The 303-nt window shown below is 42.2% G+C and carries 2 rRNA genes; both read right to left on the bottom strand.

The features are described 5' to 3' along the window. Nucleotides 1–33 precede the first annotated feature (33 nt). Nucleotides 34–149, bottom strand: a 5S ribosomal RNA gene (gene rrf, locus EII23_RS12770). Nucleotides 150–180: 31 nt separating this feature from the next. Next, nucleotides 181–303: ribosomal RNA gene (locus EII23_RS12765) — 23S ribosomal RNA — on the bottom strand; the annotation flags it as partial.

The raw sequence follows: 303 nt of genomic DNA, 5'->3' as shown, positions 1-303 counted from the left end.
ATATTTACATATTCATTCATAGACCTTTATTCAAACCGGCAATACCTACTCTCCCGGGCCGTCGCCAGCCAAGTACCATCGGCGTATTGAGCCTTAACTTCTGTGTTCGGTATGGTTACAGGTGTTTCCCTCTTACTTTCGTTACCGGATACCATTTAACTACAAATCTTCTCTTCTTTCTTGGTCAAGTCTTCGACCTATTAGTACTCTTTAGCTTAAAACATTGCTGCTCTTACACCTTGAGCCTATCTACCTCGTTTTCTTCAAGGGGTCTTATCTTTTCAGGGGAAATCTCATCTCGAG

Origin of the sequence: Desulfovibrio sp. OH1186_COT-070 (assembly GCF_003860215.1) — a bacterium.
In the GTDB taxonomy this organism is placed as follows: Bacteria; Desulfobacterota; Desulfovibrionia; order Desulfovibrionales; family Desulfovibrionaceae; genus Desulfovibrio.
This window is presented reverse-complemented; position numbering and strand designations above follow the sequence as displayed.